The organism is uncultured Neisseria sp., assembly GCF_951230505.1.
Classification (GTDB): Bacteria; Pseudomonadota; Gammaproteobacteria; order Burkholderiales; family Neisseriaceae; genus Neisseria.
In genome coordinates, this window is the sequence record NZ_CATNVN010000190.1 from 1 (window position 1) to 3,118 (window position 3,118).

Annotated in this window: 3 protein-coding genes and 2 pseudogenes; 3 read left to right on the forward strand and 2 right to left on the reverse strand. The window is 44.9% G+C overall.

What is annotated here, in order from left to right:
- Positions 1-65: 65 nt before the first annotated feature.
- The 3 genes and pseudogenes from Q1M25_RS09565 to Q1M25_RS09205 all read left to right on the forward strand — a co-directional run.
- Positions 66-161: pseudogene (locus Q1M25_RS09565) on the forward strand (hypothetical protein); the annotation flags it as partial.
- Positions 139-207, forward strand: a pseudogene (locus Q1M25_RS09570) (pentapeptide repeat-containing protein); the annotation flags it as partial. The pseudogenes Q1M25_RS09565 and Q1M25_RS09570, both read left to right, overlap by 23 nt.
- Before the next feature lie 18 nt (positions 208-225).
- On the forward strand, positions 226-1,017 hold the full coding sequence (locus tag Q1M25_RS09205; RefSeq protein WP_300483998.1) for a hypothetical protein: 792 nt from the start codon (positions 226-228) through the stop codon (positions 1,015-1,017).
- 265 nt (positions 1,018-1,282) lie between these two features.
- Here the strand turns inward: Q1M25_RS09205 and Q1M25_RS09210 are convergent, their stop codons facing one another.
- A complete protein-coding gene (locus Q1M25_RS09210) occupies positions 1,283-1,663 on the reverse strand; it encodes a putative zinc-binding protein (protein WP_070624990.1) in 381 nt (126 codons plus the stop codon).
- A gap of 264 nt (positions 1,664-1,927) precedes the next feature.
- Positions 1,928-3,118: DUF2339 domain-containing protein (locus Q1M25_RS09215; protein WP_300484000.1), on the reverse strand; the 1,191-nt coding region annotated here is incomplete at its 5' end.

Consider the following 3,118-nt stretch of genomic DNA (forward strand, 5'->3'; position numbering starts at 1 on the left):
TTAAGTCGTGCAGATTTAACGCGAGAAAATTTATTTAGAGCAAATTTTAGTCGAGAAAATTTATTTTGAGCAAATTTAATAGGAGCAAATTTAAGAAGAGCAGATTTAATAGGAGCAAATTTAAGAAGAGCAGATTTAATAGGAGCAGATTTAATAGGAGCAGATTTAGAGGGAGCAAATTTAGAGGGAGCAAATTTAGAGGGAGCAAATTTAAATCTTCAATTTATGGGGAATTCTGGCTTATTTACAAATAACTTGCAAAGAAAGCTCCAATCTTCAGAAGCCACTATTCAAGAGCTTGAAGAAAAATTAAAGCAAGCTCAACAAGCTCAATCGGAGAAGGTGAAAAATGATGAAGAAATCACAAAACTATCAGCAAGACTTGAGCAAGAAAAATTGGAAAAGGAAAAAATAAAGGAGGAGCTGAATTCAAAAATTGAAGAATTAACAGAAGGATTAAGCAATCGAATTAAAGATGCCCAAAAATCTTTGTCAGGAGCTTTAAAAAATACAGATAAACAAATTGAAAATAACGAAGCCTCAGCTTCTTGCTTCAGTGGGTTAGGAATCGTTTTATTTAGCATTGCCATAGTGTTATTAATTTTTTTCAGTATGGCAGTTTTATTTCATCCCGAATATATCAGTGAGAAAAAACTAAATATCCTGTTTTACACATTTCCCATTATTACCCTAATGCTGATCGGCACAACCTGTCTGCGACATCAGAAAAACCTATTGGCAGAAATACGTCATTTTTCCAATATGAAACACCAAATCGAGCTGTATAGCGGTTTGCTTGAAGCCTCTCAGCACGCTGCTGTCAGTTTCAATCATCCGGAAAAAGCAAACGAATATGTGCAGGAAACCTTTACCCAAATTCGCAATCGCCTGCTCAATAGCCAATATTTGCCCGACAATTCATCGGCAGACAAGCAGTCGGACAATGATTTCGGATCGGATAAGGTAATTGATTTACTAAGTAAAATTGCTGATTTGTCCGGTAAAAAACCCATATAAAAGTCCTCGCTGCCCACATACCTTCGTTAATCGGCTGCGTACACTAGCCTGATTCTTGCTGGTTAAGCTAACCGCTAAATTTATCGGCAATCAGGCTAAACTGTATATCTGCCAAAATATAAGGCCGTCTGAAAACTAAATGGTTTTTCAGACGGCCTAAAATCTTTATTTTCTCACGTCCCAAATCATGTATATGTAAAACTTACAGTCCCATGGATTAGATTCTCAACCGATATTCTGGGGACAATCAATCAAATAAAGATCGTTAACTGCTCAATACATCGCCCTTCTTCGTCAAAACATATTGATAAACTTCTTCTACCATCGCCTCGTCATAGCTTTTGCCAAAGCGTTTTTTGTAGCCCAGTTCGTATAGTTTCACATGATGCCCTTCCGGGATTTCAACGCCTACATTTTCCAAACACGATTTAGCGCAATGCAGATGACAGCCGTCAATAACCAACATCGGCCGTCCGGACTGCGCTTTGCGTACCAACGGCGCGACTTTGCCGCCTACGCCGGAAATGCACGACATTTCAAATTCTCCGGCATGGTCGAGCGCCACGGCTGTGTTGTTGGCCAGCTGCGCCACATCTGAACATCCGGAACAAGAATAAATTAAGGGAAGCTCATTGCGGTTAGGCATTTTCTATTTCCTCCGGTAGCGGTTTTTATCTTTATGTGTCCATCCATGGTCAGTCTGTCGGACGCATCATGCGTGATATGCAGACCCGTTTTCGTTTTTTCAGACGACCTACGGCTTATCCATTTATATATTAAAAGGCATCATAACCCAATACAATTAGACATGCCAGAACAAAGCAGATTGTACCTTCTAAAAAATAAAGGCCGTCTGAAAACAGATAACGCTGCTTTTTTCAGACGGCCTTTTTCTTTTGGGGATTAATGATTAGGCTTTAGGTTCGCCATCATTCTCTGCTTTGGGCGGAACGGGTGCAAACCAACCGACCAGAAGCAGCAGCAAGCCGACGATGATGAAGGAGGCAATGCGCTCAATACCGCCGCTGTTAGAAAGCTCGATCAGGAAGAGTTTAACGACCACGATGCCCATCAGCGTCGCGCCTGTCATCCAGTAGGAACGCTGTTTGCGACGGTTGCCGAGTACCATCAAGATGATGGCGGTTACTGCCCAAACGACGGAGAGGCTGGCTTGCAGACCGAAGGATTGGAGCATGATGTCGAGTCGCCAAGTAATGCCGTCGTAGAAATGCCATACGCGCATCACGCCTGCGCTGATCAGCATAAATGCCAAGGCGGCGACAGTGGTCGCTGTGGTACGTCGAAGTTCGGACGGTAAGGCTTCGGGTAGGGATTTCAGGGCAAACCAAAGCATACCGGCGCTGGCGAGTTCCACCGGATTGAGCACGGGAATATACGGCAACGGCGAAGGTTGGAACGGCGTGGAGAAGTTGGTCCACAGCATCCAACAGGCAGCAGCAAGGGCGCACAACGGCATAGCAAAATGCTGATAAATGGCTTGATGCCGTCTGAAAAATTCGCGTTGGCGTTGCGTATGGAAAACAATCCACATCGCCAGCGGCACGACCAGCCACGAAAGCTGCGCCCAAACGCCGTAAAAACGTTCGCCGACATACAGCGCCGTCCAAAGCGTCCAAAGTACGCCGAGTATCGTGATATTGAGTTTGTGTAACCAAATCAGATCATGGCGCTGATAGTTGTTCAGGATAATGAAGTTCAACACAGTGGCGGCGGCAAGCGGCAAGGCTGCGGCGGCTGTCACCGCATGCTCGGTATGGTAGGAGAGGAAATGCAGGCCAAACAATGGCAAGAATGCCAAATTGGTTTGCAGAAGCTCTTCCCATTTCAGACGTTTGGCAAACAACAGTAAGCTGGCAAATATCGGCCACAACCACAACTGGGTAAACAGGGTTTCCTCGCCTGTCCATTGCATATAAAGGGCATAGCTGCCTGTTGCCAACGCAGTAAGCAGAATGATCCAGCCTGCAACCTGCGCAAAGTAAACCTCGTTTCCTTCCGGCTTTTCGCTTGCAACCGGCACGCGCGGATATTGCAGCGCGTAGGCAGCCGCAAACAGCAAAGGCGTAGCGGCAATAAGGTA

Excerpts from the sequence above, each read along its gene's own strand:
- Q1M25_RS09210 (WP_070624990.1), bottom strand. The coding sequence starts at position 1,663 with ATGCCTAACCGCAATGAGCTTCCCTTAATTTATTCTTGTTCCGGATGT.
- Q1M25_RS09205 (WP_300483998.1), top strand. The coding sequence starts at position 226 with ATGGGGAATTCTGGCTTATTTACAAATAACTTGCAAAGAAAGCTCCAA.